Genomic DNA, 14,049 nt, shown 5'->3' with positions numbered 1-14,049 from the left:
GGAACGTACATGAAGCGAAAGTGGATTAGCCTCTTAGCTCTGCTTTTGGTTGTAGGAGCAGGTATAGGAGGAGTAAAGATTTATCAAAAAGCCGCAACGGAGCATCAATACGGGATTATCCCAAAAGAAGCAAAAAAAGTGGATGAGTATGGACGAGTTCAATATACAATTTCAGTGATAAACGAAAAAGGACAAACAACGTTTCAAACGTTTACAACGATTAAACAGTTAAAAGAAGGAACGGTTATTGACCTTTTCGTTCGAGGCAATGAAGTTCGGAAATATGACATTATAACAAAAAATGAGCTGCCGCAGCGGGTGAAAAGCGTGTGGCCTACAAAAGAACGAAAGGAGGAGGAAAAGTGAGCATTGTTCTTGAAGGGAAAAATGTAACCAAAACGTTTGGATCAAGAGGAAATGTATACGAAGCGCTAAAAGGAATTGATTTTACAGTCGAAGAAGGAGAGTTTGTCGGTATTATGGGACCATCTGGAGCGGGAAAAACGACGCTGATGAACATTCTTTCAACGATTGACCGTCCCACAGATGGCGAGATATGGATTCAAGGAGAAAACGTGGCGCTCATGAAAGATAAGAAGCTGTCTGCTTTCAGACGCAATCATTTAGGGTTTATTTTTCAAGATTATAATTTATTGGATACGTTAACGGTAAAAGAAAATATTCTTCTGCCGCTTACGGTTACAAAAATGTCTAAGAAAGAGATGGAAGCGAAGCTGAAAGACACCGCAGCGCGACTAGGCATCTATGAGCTAGCGGATAAGTATCCGTATGAGATTTCTGGCGGACAAAAACAGCGCGTTGCAGCAGCGAGAGCAATGATTACGAATCCAGCTGTTATTTTCGCCGATGAGCCTACCGGAGCTCTTGATTCAAAAGCTGCTTCAAGCCTGCTTGAAAAGCTGTCGCAATTAAATCAAGAAGACCGTGCCACGATTATTATGGTGACGCACGATCCGCTGGCTTCAAGCTACTGCAGCCGCGTGCTGTTTATTAAAGACGGACAAATTTACACGGAGCTGTTTAAAGGCGAACAAACGAGACAAGCATTTTTCAAACGAATTATGAACATTCAAGGCGCATTAGGCGGTGAAGGCTATGACCGTATTTGATCTTGTTAAAAAGAATATGCGCAAAAATATTAGCCGGTACAGCCTTTATTTCTTTTCAATGATTTTTAGTATTATTGTGTACTATGTGTTTGCTACGCTTCAGTACGACCAATCGATTTCAAAGGTGATTGGAGAAGAGCTGAGGCTGCAGGGCATTTTTAATGCTTCAAACTACGTTCTCCTTACCTTTATTGTTGTCTTTATTTGGTACACAAACTCATTTTTTATCAGACAGCGTAAGAGAGAGCTTGGGCTGTATCATTTAGTTGGTATTGAAAAGCGTACGATTGGGAAAATGATTTTCTATGAGAATATGCTGCTGGGGATTTTTTCTTTGGTGGTCGGTATTTTACTAGGTACCGTGTTTTCAAGGCTGTTTGTGCTGTTTTTACTAAAGCTTATGGGACTGTCGCTTTCTATTACGCTCACATTTTCTCTTCAAGCGGTTTTAAAAACAGCCGTAGTGTTTTTGATTGTTACCATTTTTATATCGTTTCAAGGCTATTTTATTATGTACCGCTATACGCTATTAGATCTGTTTCAAGCAGAAAGCAAAAGTGAGCGCGTAAATAAAATGAATTCGAAACGCTCAATTGTAGTGGGAGGACTGGGTATCTTACTCGTTGGCTATGGGTACTACCTTTCATCGGGAAACATTGTGACGCCTAAGTTTTTTCTAATTGTAGCCGTTGTACTGTTCTCGGTCATTTTCGGTACATTTTTACTTTTTAAAGCCACAATTGAGTGGCTGATGGGACTTTACCGAGAGCATGCAAGCCGATATTATTCGTTTGCAAATATGCTAAGCGTTTCTACTATGATGTATCGAATTAAAGCAAACGCACGAGTGTTAACCCTAATTACGATCTTGTCGGCTACTACACTTGTAGCAGTTGGTGTGACGTATTCCTCGTACTATAACACAAAAGCCGACGCCAGAAGCATGCAGCCTTATGACTATACGCTGCACAGCAAAAAAGCAGCGCAAGAATTTATGGATGTACTGGATGAGCTAGATATCCAATCAAATCGGTATGTCTATCATATCGTGAAGCACTCCGCTGATTTATCGGATTTTCGATTTATTACATCGGGCTACTATAAAGATAGGGAACAAATCAGCTTTTTAGATGAAGAAGAAGTGCGGAAAAATGGCGTTTCGGTTCCTGCGCTAAGTGCAAACGAAACCGTTATTTTTGATTCAATGGCAAAAGGAAAAGTGTTTAAGCCTAGTACAGGTAAAACCGCAGCTGTGCAGCTGAACAAATCAGAAGAGCTTGCTTTAAAAGTCGTTAAATCCGAGCCTTTGCTCATTCTTGATTCTGACAGTGCCGGCTATCAGTTTGTAGTCAACCACGATACATTTAACAAGCTTTTAAAAGCTGGACAAAAGCAAGCGGTCTACGTATTTAATACAGGTGATGGAAACAAACAAAATGAACTTGCTAAGAACTATCATCAAATCGCAAAAGAAGCTGGCGAAAGACGTACTTCATACTATGATGTGTTTCAGGCAGGCTTAATGAGTAAAGGATTGTTTATTTTTATTGGAGGGTTTTTGGGGCTCGTCTTTTTGATGGCAACGGGCAGTATTATTTATTTTAAGCAAATCTCCGAAGCGGAACAAGAGCGCAAAAGATTTGAAGTTCTGCGTAAGCTTGGGTTTTCAGTATCTCAAATGATGAGCGCCGTTCGAAAGCAGCAGCTGTTTACGTTTGGTTTGCCTTTAGTGATTGGCATCTTGCACAGTCTATTTGCGCTAAAGGTCATTACGAACCTAACCGGTGAAAGTCTGATAGTCCCTGTTTTAATAGCGGATGCAGTATACGGGATTATTTATTTCTTTTTCTACTGGCTGACAATGAATTACTACCGAATGGTAATAAAGCGACTGTAAAGAAAAGACTGTTTCGATTAAAGAAACAGTCTTTTCTTTGTTGGGAAAATAAAAGGTATGGAGTAATGAAACCCTGAATATAAAAAAAGGGTATATAAAAAGTAGAGAGTGGTATTGGAGGGGGAAATGTGAAAGCAGATGCTGTATTTGAAGGGGGAGGCGTTCGAGGAATTGCATTCACGGGTGCGATTGAAGCGATGGAAGAAAGCAATGTAGAATGGCAGCGTTTAGCAGGTACGTCAGCCGGAGCGTTAATTGCGGCACTTTTAGCGAGTGGCTATAAAAGCAGTGAAATTCGCAGGGAGCTTCAAAACATGGACTATGCTAAGTTTCGCGGGAAAACGATCATTAACCGAATTCCTTTGATTGGAAACTTGATTGAACTAATGGTTCATTTAGGTTTCTATAAAAATGATTATTTGGAAAAATGGGTGCATGGTCTGCTGCGTGAAAAAGGAATCGAAACGTTTGCGGATTTGCCGGCAGATAAGCTGAAAATTATTGCCTCAGACATTTCGAACGGACAGATGCTTGTGCTGCCTGACGACTTGCCTCGCTACGGAATGCAGCGAAGCGATATGAAGATTTCACAAGCCGTGATGATGAGTGCGTCCATTCCTTTTTTCTTTCGTCCCGTCATCTGGAAGTCCAAAGGGTTCAAGAGGTCATACATTGTCGATGGAGCGCTTTTAAGCAATTTTCCGATTTGGCTGTTTGATACGGAGCATCCGCGTTTCCCGACATTTGGTTTTCGATTTGTAAAAGAAGAAATTGATACAGCCGCTATTATTCCGACCCCGGTCCATTTATTTAAAAGTATGTTTACGACGATGCTGCAAGCTCACGATTTGCGGTATTTGAACGCGGAGACAAAAGAACGAACGGTGCAAATTCCAACCGGTGTGATTACGGCAACGGATTTTGCCTTAAAGGAAGAAGAAATCGAATTTTTATATGAATCTGGTTATATATCCGCAAAGCGTTTTTTAGAAAAGTGGGATTTTGAACAGCATAAAATGAATCGGACCGGACGTCAGCTGACACGAAGAAAGCTCCCGTAACAGGAGCTTTTCTACGGCTGTTTTAAAATGTTGACTTCAACAGCTTCGCCTTTTGCCGGAACGGAATACTGAACGCTTTTGTCTTTTTTGAGCCATGCTTTAACGAGCTGTCCTTTTTTGTATGTCTGATCATCCGAAACTTTTACATAAATAGGCTGTACATCGCTAGAACCAAGTATTTCTTTTGTTGTATAGTCAAGCGCAGTATCTCGCGGAATGACGTTTGCAATAAGAATTTCATCCTGTTTCACTTCTAAAATGCGCCCTTGAACTAAATAGCCGGCCGGCTTTTTTGACTGCTCGGCGTTATCAGAACAGCCGCTTAAACAAATAAAAAAGAGAAGAAAAAGTGCAGTTGATTGAACGGTAAACTTCATAAAATCTCCTTTCCGTTTCAACATGACTACCATTATAACGCGTTTGCCCATTTCTTTTCCAGTTTTCGGAGAAAGCAAGAGGTAATCATTGACGTTATTTCAGCGCGCGTGATATGTTTTAACTCATAAACGCTATATTACTAGAAGCTATGCTTAGTACGGGAGGTCCTTGTATGGATGTTACCTTTTTAACCAATGTTATTCGACATATATTAGAACGAGATAATTTTGTCATTGACTTTGAAGAATCAGACGAACAAAATATTCACTTTTGGCATCGAGACGAGCCGTTTCGCCTTTTTATTTCAGAACAAACGGAAAGTTATTTAGTATGGACCGTTTTTGAAGATGAAAAGGAACAGTGGAGCGGAAAAACATTTCTTCAAGAAGTGACGAATACGTGTAAAGACTGCAGTGAGCCAATTGCGCACTGGATTTATAAAGACGGAGGCAAAGCAGGTTATTGCAATCACTGTCTTCAAACGTTTGGAAATGCTTATTTTACAAATGCTGATGATATTAAGCAAAACCTTCATTTAATTGACGGTTCTATTTGTTTTATTACCGATGAAACCGGAAGCGATTGGTGGATTGCATATGAAGGATTCAAACGAGTAATTGCAAGATTAGAAGAAAATCCCGATCAAAAAGTCGAAATGTACAAGCCCGAATATCCGGTCTTTAAATGGGAAATACATTTTCTAACGGAAAACAATTCTGCTAGCTTTAAGTTCAAAGATGACTTTGCATCTGGAATTGTACCGAAGGGAAGAATACTCTAACATCCTTGTTATAAGGGTGTTTTTTCTTATAATGGGAAGTTTTTTTGAAAAAAATAATTAATTTAGGTTAAAAAGAAGGAATTAAAGGGTAAAGAGTAGAAGATATATCACTATAGGAAGAATGGGGGAAATAATTATGACAACTACAACAAATTTAACACTGGGGTACAAAATGTACACGATTGATTTTAGCCGTCCAACGCAGTCTAACGAGGCACTGCTTGATTTCTTTAAAGATGTGCAGCACAGACAGGGAAATAACGCAGAAAGCTTTTCTAAAACATTAATGGAAATCGAAGAAATCAAAACAAAATATGTAGATCATGAAATCGTACTGCTGGCTAAATCGCTTGAACAGCAAATAAGCCGCTCAAATGCAGAAAAACTTGAGGTCTGATAATCACCAGAAATGGTCGATTTATCAGACCTTTTTTATATTTTTATCGATGTAGCACTTTATACTTGGCTAAAGTGCAGCCAAGTATAAAGTGCTAGACCTATGCGGAAGTTGTCCTCCCTTGCGGGCTGCCAACTTCCGCATAGGTGGACCTTTTTGGGAGAAATCAAGGGGGCAGGGTATCAGGTAGTGTGGTTTTTAGGCTGAAGAGAGAATAGGGAGTTTGTTTGGGGTGTGAAGTGCAGTTTCTTGGTGATAAGCAAATTCACGTAGGCAAACCATTGGTGGTGAAATTACGGCGGATGGATATCTGGAAATGCAGTTTTTTAAGTGGAAAAGAGAATTCTGTACATTTTAAAGAATGTTTGATTTTATCAAAAATTGTAGATGAATAGACTATTAAGTCGTTGGAGGCGTTGTATGGTTGGAATTTGCAGCTGGAAGTGTGCAGTGAGTGGAATAAGTATTGCGAGTGTCTACAGTAAGCAGCCATTGTGGCAGCGGGAGTGTTATTTGGTAACACCTGATGAAGTTTATTATGAATCGTGCTATCAAGGGCACGGAGAGTTTGCCGGAATGGATATTTTTCGTTTGATGAGAGAAAGCGGAGCGGAGAAAGAAGACAGTGAAGTGGTAGCGGCTTTTAAGCCTAAGATTGTGCTGGCGAAGTATTACAGCGGACAGTGTTATGAAGAACTGCCGGAATCAGAGCCTTGTCCGTACGGGGGCTATTTTTTTGAAGGATGGAAGGAAGGGTAGCGAATATACATAAAAGCTGTAGAGATATCTCTACAGCTTGTTATTAACGTCTTGTTTCATCGACAGATTGTTCTAAGTCACTTACTTCTTGCGTAATTGTATTTAATTCTTCTTGCACCGCTTCAGCTTCAAGAACAGGATCTTGAACGATTTCTGTCGTTTCAAGCTCTTCTGCTGCAGCCGTTTCTGCAAGCGGCTGTTCTTTAACAGTGCGCAGAGATTTCACTTTGTTGACAACTTGCGAAGACTGTTCGGAGACTTTTTGTGAAAGGCGAGCCGTGCGCTGTTTGAGATCTTGGCCTTTTGCATATACCGTTTCTTTCACTTGACCTGTTTTAGCAAGTGCTTGATTCGCTCCGTCTTGAATAGAAGCACGCAGCTCTTTTCCTGACTTTGGCGCTACTAGTAAAGCTGTTGTTACACCCACTACGCTACCTACTAACGTGCCGACTAATAACTCTTTGCTTCCACCTTTTGTTTCTTTACCCACTGTTTCTTTTACGTTTTCTTTTGTCATGACATTTCCTCCTTTTATAATATGTAATATGAAGGGTTTACCATTTTGTTGAATACTTCCTGCAAAACGCAAATGATTCGCTAAAAAAATCTGCAAGTGCCGTCGGACGCTCGTACAGGCTGGTGAAATTTGATTGTATATAGTATTCAACCACCTGACAGAAAAACCTTCTTTTCTGCTATAAAAACAGAAAAAAACTTATCTATAAAATCCGACACAAGAAAACGACAACATTCGTTCTTTGGTAGCATTTTCACTTGAAATTTTATATCATAGAGTGCAAGGAGAATACGTTCTCTTTTTTTAAATGCTGGAGGGATTGAAGAAATGGCTGAATCGAAGTACAGAACGATTTTAGAAGCGAAATCTGGAGAGTTAGAAGCATTAAAAGACAAAGCAATCAAAGACACCTGGCAGCCGATTTATCATATTCATCCACAGTACGGGCTGATGAATGATCCAAACGGATTGGTTCAATTAAACGGTGAATATCATGTGTTTTATCAGTGGTATCCGTACGGTGCAATGCATGGAATGAAGCACTGGGCTCATGTGAAATCTACGGATTTGGTAACGTGGGAACGCCTTCCGGTTGCCCTAACGCCAACGGAAGAATATGAATCGCACGGCGCATATTCAGGCGGCGCGATTGAAAAAGATGGTCAAGGGCTGCTGTTTTATACGGGGAATGTAAAATACGAAGACGGCTCACGTTCAGCTAATCAGTGTATCGCGATGCTAAACAGGGATGGAAGTGTAGAAAAATACACGAATAATCCAGCGGTACGAGGCGTTCCTGATGGGTATACAGGACATGTGCGCGATCCGAAAGTATGGAAAGAAAATGATACATATTATATGCTGCTAGGCGCTCAGCGTGAAAACGAGACGGGCGCATTAATTGTGTATGAATCAAGCGATGCGCTTCAGTGGTCATTTAAAGGCGAAGTTAAAACATCGCTTCCCGACTTTGGCTATATGTGGGAGTGCCCGGATTACTTTAAACTGGACGGAAAAGATGTGTTTGTCTTTTCACCGCAAGGAATCAAAGCGGATGGCCACGATTTTCATAATATTTATAATGTGATTTACGCGGTTGGAACATTTGATGTGGAAAGTTTAACGTTTGAAATGGAGTATTACCGTGAAATTGATAAAGGGTTTGACTTTTATGCACCGCAAACGTTCCAAGATGAAAGCGGACGTCGCTTGCTGTTTGCGTGGATTGGAAACCCAGACGTTGACTATCCGTCAGACGAATATGGATGGGCTCATGCCTTAACGCTTCCTCGTGAGCTTTCGCTTGAAGGAAATGAACTTGTTCAAAAGCCTGTAGAAGAGCTAAATAAGCTTCGAGATCAAGCGGTTCATTTTAGAGGAACGCTAAAAAATGAAGAAGTGATTATTGATGAAGCAACAAACAATGCATATGAAATCAATATGACGTTCCGCGAGATAGGGGCCAAACAGTTTGGTTTAGAGCTGTTTAATAGTAAAGAAGAAGAGCTTCGCCTCGTGTTTGATACAGAAAAGCAAGAAGTGCGACTCGACCGCTCCTCATTCCACCATCAATATGCAACGGAATATGGTGTGGTTCGCTCTGAAAAATGGACAGCGTCAAACGAAGTCGATGTTCGCGTATTTGTCGACAAAAGCATCGTCGAAATTTATATAAACGGCGGCAAAATTGTCTTCACTTCCAGGGTATTCCCGAAAAAAGATTCCAAATCAGCTGTAAATGTATTTGCAGAAGGATCTGTGGACTACCGCATTGATTATTACGGCATGTCGCGTGGCATTTCGTAAATGAGAAAAGAATCTGGGACAAAAGTATTTTAGCCCAAGTGAAAAACGAACCACTAATTAACATGTTTGATTAGTGGTTCGTTTTTTTTATGATGGTGAATATAGTTTTATCTGTTTCGTTCCTTCTAGCAGTTGATTGGAGGGCAAGGCGAAGACTCCTGCGGGACAAGCGGAAGAGGTGAGACCCCGCAGGAGCCAAGCGACGAGGAGGCTCAGCAGCCGCCCGCGGAAAGCGAAGCCTTGCACGGAAATCAACTGCGGTGTAACAAGCGGTTCAGCTCATGTATCTCATTTGTTCGTCTTTAGGTTAGAGTCATTTCGTTATGTTTTAACCTTTTTTTGAGCTCTATAAAAATAAAATACAAATACATGAAGCAACTAAATGAGGAACAGCTGCAATAATAAAACGTTTCATCCATTCTGTATCCTCTCGCTGCCGGACCGGGGTAAAGTAAGGTCCTCTCGTTTCAAATCGAAATGTATCCAGTAAGGTTACGAGTGCAATTGCCGTAAGTAATATGCCAAGAGGGCCTGAAATATAGTAAATATACTGCCAGTTGCCTGCTGTAATAGAAATGATAATCACAATAATTAAAGATATAATGCCAGATATTAATCCTGTTTTCAAACTCAAAATCTCCTTACATCCAGTTTTTGCTTATCTATTTTACCATAACCGAATGAAGGTTTGTATATACGGCTCGGGGCGGATATTTACTTCTTAATTGACCTTTTATGTAAGTATCTTCTCGTATAAAATGAGTTTCCTAGCAAAAGCAGCGTCCCTAGAATCCAGCCGGCTGCAGGGGAATAAGGAAAGATATTTTTTAAAGCCATCCCAAAAGAAATAGAGGCTGCTCCGAGTATAAATAAAAGCAGCGTGATTCCTTGACGTTTTTTCATATGTACCACCTCTCTTACTAATTTTACCATAAAATGTGAGTGTAGTAGAATAAAATGTAAGGTGTCATACAAAAAAAGAAGTATATGGTAAAATTTGAGGAGTAGGAAGGGAAGAGGAATGCAATGATTAAAAAAGGATTTATAGCAGGAATCGTGATGGTCGGGATTGTTCTTGCTCTTGCTGCTTTTACAGGGAAGTGGAGCTATCTCTATTTTGTGTCAGGCACAATGGGGGCAGTATCGCTGGTTTTAGCTTTGGCATACCTTATTGACAGTATCGTGCTAGGAAGTACAGGCACATTCTTTTCAGCCAAAAAGACGCGCAAGGTGAGCCGAGTTGAAGATGCAAAAGGATTTGGAGCTATTGCAGTACCGAACGTATTAGCTGCTTTGATTTATGTAGCCGCTGGTTGATGAACAGAAGTCTATAAAAACAGCTTGAGGTATAACCTCAAGCTGTTTTTTATGCGTCAATCTGAACGTTCCTTTCCCGTTTATCACGCAGCGGCATCAGCATACTTATAAATCCAACGCTTACGATGATGATTGCCGCCGTTAAAAAAGTCGTCTGAGCACCTGCAAGCTTTACGACCATGCCTCCAAGAAGAGGAGCAGTAAGTAAAACGGCACTCGTTAAGGTGTTAATGAATCCGTACACTTTTCCGAGGTGTTTCTTGTCGCTGTATGTTTGAACGATATAGTTAAACAGCAGTAAATTAAGCCCAACTCCGGCCCCTCCAATAGGTGCAGCAATCAAAATGAAATAGCGTGACATAACGGCTGGATTAAAGCAGCTAATGAAAAATAAAGCCCCTCCAAATAGAAGCAGGCCGAGTGATAAAAGTCTAAATGGATGGTGAACCTGTTTTTTTCTATTAAGATACACTCCTGTTGCTAGCGCTCCCAGTCCGATTCCAGAAAGCAGCCAGCCGAGCATTTCCGGATGGTGAGGCAGCACATCTCGTAGGAAGATGCTAATTTGAGCGTCAACAAGCATCACGACAAAATACGAAAGGTGAAACAAAATAACGGCGCGTAAAAGGATTGAGTGCTGAAAAACGATTTTCCAGCCGTTTGAGTACGTTTTTTTCGGTGGATGGGAAGAACGAGCAGCTTGCCCTTGAATATTTTTACCTGCTTTTTTAAGTGAAAACAGCACCCAAATAGAAATCATACAAGCTGCGGCATTAACTAAAATGCATGCTTTTGGCGTTGTAATCGTCAGCGCGGCGGCTCCGAGAAACGGCCCCACAACTTTGGCAATTTGAAACATAATGTTTTGTAAAGTAGAAGCCTGCAGCAGCTGCTCTTGTTTGACCACTTCTCGAACGTAAGCGAGCTGTGCGGGCACTTTCATAACAGAACTCATCGAGCGCAGCGTCAGCACCCCAAGTGCCAAAAGCGGTTCATTTGTGAAAAATAACAGACACGTGAACAGAAGACGGACTAGTTCAGACAGAAACATCAGCTGTACTTTATCGCAGCGGTCCGCTAAATTTCCTGCTGCTTGACTTAGCAGGATGCTAGGCAAAGCGTACGCGACAGGAATAAGCGTAATCCAGAGAGAATTTGCGTGCCACACGTATGTAAAAAGCGTCATCACCGCGAACATATCAAATAAATCTCCAAAGCTTGCCGCAGTGCTTGAAATAAATAATTTTTTATAAGAAGAATTAGCAAACAGCTTTTCTTTTTTCAATACCTTCATTCCTTTGTGTGTTGTTCGTAAAAAATAATCGCACCTTCAATAAATTGAAGGACTTCGCTGTCAATAGGGTAGAGATTAAGTGAACTTGATGCCTCAGGAGATTTGCGAACATCCCAAAAGGCTTTTTCTAAAGCCGTATGAGGGCCAAATAGCTCACTCGATAAAAGCAGTATATCAGCTGCAATCAGCTGTCCGTCTTCAGATTGAGGTGCACGCTGATGCTTTAAGCAAAGCTGAACTCGTTTTATGATGTTAATCCATTTATCCGCACTCGCATGCTCCATTTTAGGCAGATCATGCTGCAGAATCTCGCTTTCTTCTAAAGAAAGCGAAAGCAGATCCGTCCAGCTGCTCTTGATATTAGTTTCATTGTCAACTAAAGGAAGGAGCTGCTTCCAGTTTAATTCACCTTCTATTTTTATACTGTTGCGAAGCGTGTGAGTATGTTTTAAAGCTTGTTGAATTTCCATCGCTTTTTGCTGAAGTTTTTGCTGATGAATGGCTAGAAGTTCATCGATACTCACTTTGTGAAGAATAAGTTCAATATCTCGCAAAGGAACAGCTAAGTTTTTTAACAAAGTAATTTTCTCTAGTGTGACTAAATCCGTTTCTGAGTAGGAGCGTTTTCCATTTTCTGATTTTGACGATGGATGAAGCAAGCCAATTTGATCGTAGTAACGGAGCGTACGCACCGTGAGGCCTAATTTTTTAGCGGCTTGCCCAGTAGAAAAATAAATCATTTTTAACCCCTCCAAAAAAAATGCTTGCAGGTAACGTCACGTCACCTTTTACACTGAATATATGTAAAAGGGAGGCGAAGTAAATTGAAACAAAAAAATCAAGGATTATGGACAATAAAATCATTTGTAATTATGCTGGTCGTCACGTTTGTTGGTGTGCCTATCTTAATTGAAGGTATATTGCAGGATGCTTTACATTCCTTGTTTAAAAATGATCTTTATGCTGGAACAGCTACTGGGTTTGTTATGGCAGCTGTGTTTTTATCAGCTCTGTATGGGCTGATGGTTCAGGCTGGTGATAGAAAAATTGGTTTTCAATCGTTTTCAAAACGGCACTGGCCGCGCATTCTTTTTTGGCTTTTTGTGCTGATCTTAGGAAGCGTGGCAATTGTTGTGCTAATGGAATGGTTTGGTATGACGTATGAAAATAAAAAAACAGCCAGTTTACAGCAGGACCTGTCGCTGTTTTCATTTATACTTGCTTTTGTTTCAGCTGCTGTAATCTCACCTTTTTATGAAGAGATTATTTACCGAGGATTTTTTTATACATGGCTGAAACGTAAAGGAGGAATTGTGTTTGGATTAGTGGGAAGTTCGTTTATCTTTATGCTAGTGCATATTCCAACGTACAATACCTTGCCCGTTAACTTTTTATCAGGTCTCGTGTTTGCATGGGTGTACGAAAAAACAAAGTCGTTGCTTCCGAGTATGATCATTCACGCTTGTTTTAATGGAATCGCCGTTATTTTAACAGCGGCAGCTTAATGTAGTTTTGATAACGAGTAAGCTATGATTTATCTTACCATATTATGTATACTGAAGAAGCGAATTACAAAAAAATAAGCGGAAAATGAAACAAAAAACTGCTAGAAGCACTGCCTGTTCCTAGCAGTTTTTTGTATATGCACGCACGCTTAAGGCTTGTCTTAAAGTGGACGTTAAGGTGTATGATGAGAGAGAGTAAAGACAGCTATAAAAAGGAGAGGGTATCGATGCAATATCGAAAGCTTGGAGAAACAGGTCTGGAAGTATCAAATTTATGTCTAGGTACTATGGCGTTTGGACGATGGATTGACGAAAAAGCGTCGGCAGCTATTTTACATAGCGCCATTGACAACGGAATTAACTTCATTGACACAGCCAACTATTACGGAAAAGGGCAGGATGAAGAGTTTAGATATGGCACAGGGGAATCTGAAGAAATTATTGGACGTGCGTTAAAAGGAAAACGAGATGATGTTGTGCTTGCAACAAAAGTCGGCATTGCCGTAGGAAAAGGCAAAAATGATAAAGGTCTTTCACGTACACATATTATGAGAGAAGTGGATAATCAGCTGCGACGACTGCAGACGGACTACATTGATCTTTATCAAGTTCATCTTTTTGATCACCATACACCTATGGAAGAAACGCTTCGCACGCTAGATGATTTAGTTCGTCAAGGCAAAGTTCGTTATATTGGCTGCTCCAATTATGCCGCGTGGCAAATCGCAAAGTCTCATCATATTAGTGACAAAATGAATCTTGAAAAATTTATTTCCGTTCAGCCTCAGTACAATCTTCTCTCTCGTGAAATTGAACAAGAGCTGCTGCCGTTTAGTCAATCTGAAGGTGTAGGCGTCATGGTATACAGTCCGTTAGCGCGCGGCATGCTTTCAGGAAAATATAAAACACCAAATGACGTGCCGCCAGAAAGCCGCGCTGCGCATGGTGAAAAGCTGCTGCGAAACTACTTTACAGACCAAAACTTTCAGCTGGTGGAGCAGTATCGCAAGTTAGCAGAACAAAATGAAGTAAGTTTGTCTCAGTTTGCTCTTTCATGGGTATTGAATCAGCCCGCTGTAACGTCAAGCATTATCGGAGCTAGTAAATTGCACCACGTAACAGATGCGGTTGAAATCAGCGATTGGACATGGTCAGAAGAGCTGTTGAACACCGTAAATTCACTGTATTAATAAAAAGTCCGCAGGTG

General features: G+C 40.7%; 18 protein-coding genes. 12 read left to right on the top strand and 6 right to left on the bottom strand.

The window, feature by feature from the left end:
• Positions 1–9: 9 nt before the first annotated feature.
• From MMB68_RS00565 to MMB68_RS00550, 4 genes are all read left to right on the top strand, one after another.
• A complete protein-coding gene (locus MMB68_RS00565; protein WP_221783695.1) occupies positions 10–366 on the top strand; it encodes a DUF1093 domain-containing protein in 357 nt (118 codons plus the stop codon).
• Positions 363–1,130: an ABC transporter ATP-binding protein gene (locus MMB68_RS00560; RefSeq protein ID WP_221783697.1), complete on the top strand. Its 768-nt coding sequence runs from the start codon at positions 363–365 to the stop codon at positions 1,128–1,130. The genes MMB68_RS00565 and MMB68_RS00560 overlap by 4 nt, the downstream gene beginning before the upstream one ends.
• Positions 1,117–3,027, top strand: coding sequence for an ABC transporter permease (locus MMB68_RS00555; protein ID WP_269871344.1), 1,911 nt, complete (start codon positions 1,117–1,119; stop codon positions 3,025–3,027). Before MMB68_RS00560 ends, MMB68_RS00555 begins: the two co-directional genes overlap by 14 nt.
• Before the next feature lie 128 nt (positions 3,028–3,155).
• A complete protein-coding gene (locus MMB68_RS00550; RefSeq protein WP_221783701.1) occupies positions 3,156–4,088 on the top strand; it encodes a patatin-like phospholipase family protein in 933 nt (310 codons plus the stop codon).
• An 11-nt stretch (positions 4,089–4,099) separates the two neighbouring features.
• Here the strand turns inward: MMB68_RS00550 and MMB68_RS00545 are convergent, their stop codons facing one another.
• Positions 4,100–4,465 carry a DUF3221 domain-containing protein gene (locus tag MMB68_RS00545; protein WP_016765167.1) on the bottom strand — a complete coding sequence of 122 codons (366 nt, stop codon included), beginning with the start codon at positions 4,463–4,465 and terminating at the stop codon, positions 4,100–4,102.
• A 173-nt stretch (positions 4,466–4,638) separates the two neighbouring features.
• Between MMB68_RS00545 and MMB68_RS00540 the strand changes: the two genes are divergently transcribed.
• From MMB68_RS00540 to MMB68_RS00530, 3 genes are all read left to right on the top strand, one after another.
• Positions 4,639–5,247, top strand: coding sequence for a hypothetical protein (locus tag MMB68_RS00540; RefSeq protein ID WP_221783703.1), 609 nt, complete (start codon positions 4,639–4,641; stop codon positions 5,245–5,247).
• Between the two features lie 136 nt (positions 5,248–5,383).
• Entirely contained in the window at positions 5,384–5,644 is a 261-nt protein-coding gene (locus MMB68_RS00535; protein WP_016765166.1) for a hypothetical protein, read from the top strand.
• A 420-nt stretch (positions 5,645–6,064) separates the two neighbouring features.
• Positions 6,065–6,403, top strand: a complete 339-nt coding sequence (locus MMB68_RS00530; RefSeq protein ID WP_277548006.1) for a hypothetical protein — start codon at positions 6,065–6,067, stop codon at positions 6,401–6,403.
• A gap of 43 nt (positions 6,404–6,446) precedes the next feature.
• Here the strand turns inward: MMB68_RS00530 and MMB68_RS00525 are convergent, their stop codons facing one another.
• Positions 6,447–6,920, bottom strand: coding sequence for a YtxH domain-containing protein (locus MMB68_RS00525; protein ID WP_171776728.1), 474 nt, complete (start codon positions 6,918–6,920; stop codon positions 6,447–6,449).
• 327 nt (positions 6,921–7,247) lie between these two features.
• On the opposite strand from MMB68_RS00525, the gene MMB68_RS00520 reads away from it, so the two are divergent.
• The gene (locus MMB68_RS00520) at positions 7,248–8,726 is read left to right on the top strand and encodes a glycoside hydrolase family 32 protein (protein ID WP_153255233.1); all 1,479 of its coding nucleotides are present in this window, start codon (positions 7,248–7,250) and stop codon (positions 8,724–8,726) included.
• A gap of 132 nt (positions 8,727–8,858) precedes the next feature.
• On the top strand, positions 8,859–9,032 hold the full coding sequence (locus MMB68_RS00515) for a hypothetical protein (RefSeq protein WP_221783843.1): 174 nt from the start codon (positions 8,859–8,861) through the stop codon (positions 9,030–9,032).
• A 40-nt stretch (positions 9,033–9,072) separates the two neighbouring features.
• Here the strand turns inward: MMB68_RS00515 and MMB68_RS00510 are convergent, their stop codons facing one another.
• Positions 9,073–9,354, bottom strand: coding sequence for a hypothetical protein (locus tag MMB68_RS00510; protein WP_028414975.1), 282 nt, complete (start codon positions 9,352–9,354; stop codon positions 9,073–9,075).
• Positions 9,355–9,440: 86 nt separating this feature from the next.
• Positions 9,441–9,629 carry a hypothetical protein gene (locus MMB68_RS00505; RefSeq protein WP_221783708.1) on the bottom strand — a complete coding sequence of 63 codons (189 nt, stop codon included), beginning with the start codon at positions 9,627–9,629 and terminating at the stop codon, positions 9,441–9,443.
• Between the two features lie 123 nt (positions 9,630–9,752).
• On the opposite strand from MMB68_RS00505, the gene MMB68_RS00500 reads away from it, so the two are divergent.
• On the top strand, positions 9,753–10,043 hold the full coding sequence (locus tag MMB68_RS00500) for a hypothetical protein (protein WP_221783709.1): 291 nt from the start codon (positions 9,753–9,755) through the stop codon (positions 10,041–10,043).
• Positions 10,044–10,092: 49 nt separating this feature from the next.
• Here MMB68_RS00500 and MMB68_RS00495 read toward each other — a convergent pair whose 3' ends face one another.
• Positions 10,093–11,337, bottom strand: a complete 1,245-nt coding sequence (locus tag MMB68_RS00495; protein WP_260506654.1) for an MFS transporter — start codon at positions 11,335–11,337, stop codon at positions 10,093–10,095.
• Complete coding sequence (locus tag MMB68_RS00490; protein ID WP_277447288.1) at positions 11,334–12,077, bottom strand: MerR family transcriptional regulator; 744 nt, start codon at positions 12,075–12,077, stop codon at positions 11,334–11,336. The genes MMB68_RS00495 and MMB68_RS00490 overlap by 4 nt, the downstream gene beginning before the upstream one ends.
• Before the next feature lie 84 nt (positions 12,078–12,161).
• Here MMB68_RS00490 and MMB68_RS00485 point away from each other — a divergent pair, with 84 nt between their 5' ends.
• Both MMB68_RS00485 and MMB68_RS00480 read left to right on the top strand, forming a co-directional pair.
• Positions 12,162–12,842: a CPBP family intramembrane glutamic endopeptidase gene (locus MMB68_RS00485; RefSeq protein ID WP_221783712.1), complete on the top strand. Its 681-nt coding sequence runs from the start codon at positions 12,162–12,164 to the stop codon at positions 12,840–12,842.
• A 227-nt stretch (positions 12,843–13,069) separates the two neighbouring features.
• Positions 13,070–14,032: an aldo/keto reductase gene (locus MMB68_RS00480; RefSeq protein WP_264408460.1), complete on the top strand. Its 963-nt coding sequence runs from the start codon at positions 13,070–13,072 to the stop codon at positions 14,030–14,032.
• Positions 14,033–14,049 lie beyond the last annotated feature (17 nt).

Source organism: Priestia sp. Y58 (assembly GCF_029522095.1).
Classification (GTDB): domain Bacteria; phylum Bacillota; class Bacilli; order Bacillales; family Bacillaceae_H; genus Priestia; species Priestia megaterium_E.
Note: the sequence above shows the minus strand (reverse complement) of the source record. Positions and strands in the feature narration are given on the sequence as shown.